This is a genomic window from Pelagivirga sediminicola (assembly GCF_003072125.1).
GTDB classification, from domain to species: Bacteria; Pseudomonadota; Alphaproteobacteria; order Rhodobacterales; family Rhodobacteraceae; genus Roseovarius; species Roseovarius sediminicola.
On sequence record NZ_QCYH01000064.1, the window covers coordinates 1 to 1,075 of the forward strand.

General features: G+C 63.6%; 1 protein-coding gene. It reads right to left on the reverse strand.

The window, feature by feature from the left end:
* On the reverse strand, positions 1 to 988 hold a 988-nt coding region (locus DC366_RS19475; RefSeq protein ID WP_108693788.1), incomplete at its 3' end, for an IS5 family transposase.
* Positions 989 to 1,075: the final 87 nt, after the last annotated feature.

Genomic DNA, 1,075 nt, shown 5'->3' on the forward strand with positions numbered 1-1,075 from the left:
TTCGCCCGTCGATTGCGGAATACCGGGCCTTCTGCGCGACATGCGGCGTCACAACCATGCGCCTGAGTGCGGCAATAAATTCGGCGCTGTCGTATCCCTTGTCTGCTCCAAGCGTCAGACGCCGAGTCGAGCCAGGGGAGTGCCGGTTGATCATCTCGAGCGCCGCCTTGCGCTCGCCGTGACCATCGGCGTGGGTCAGATCGGCCTGCACGACCAGCCCGTTGCGGTTCTCCATCAGCGTATGCCCCATGAAGCACAGTGTCGCCGCGGCACCCGGCGCCTTCTTGTAGAGACGGGCATCGGGGTCCGTCACAGAGGTGTGGGTTGCGTTCGAGCGCTTCTGGCCCCGGAAGTTCACTTCGGCGTTGCGGATCTGGCGGGGCGTGTCGGGCATTGGCTGCGTCTCTGTCTGCTGGGGCTGCGGTTCGGTGTTTGCGGAGGTCGCGTCGGCCGGTAGCGGCGGTCCGCCAGGATCATCGTCATGCGGCGGCGGCGCGCTGTTCTTCGGCTGAAAGCTCTTCATGTACGCCCATGCCTTGACCAAGGTGCCGTCTACCGAGAAGTGTTCATCCGAGAGGAGCGGTCGGACCTCCGGGTGCGCCAGGATCGCGGCCATAAGCTTGCGCGACATGTCGGTCGTCAGCAGCCGATCACGGTTCCTGGTAAACACCGTAGGGACCCAGACCGGCTCGTCGATGCCAAGGCCGACGAACCACCGAAACAGCAGGTTGTAGTCCATCTGTTCCATCAGCTGCCGTTCCGAGCGGATCGAGAACAGGAGCTGAAGAAGGCTCGCACGGATCAGCCGCTCCGGCGCGATGGAGGGGCGGCCAAAGTCGGTGTAGAGCGCGGCGAACTCGGCATCGAGGCTCGCTAGCGCGTCATTGACGATCCGACGGATCAACCGCAGCGGATGACGCTCCGGAACCCGCTCCTCAAGATCAACATAGCTGAACAGCGACCCACTCGCCTCGTCCGTCCCCCGCATCGCCACCACCCGCCGCCGCTGCCATGCTGAAAGTGAATCATGTTCTCATAACCGCGTCGAGGGCCGACTTTTTCAGCAGCCAGCTAA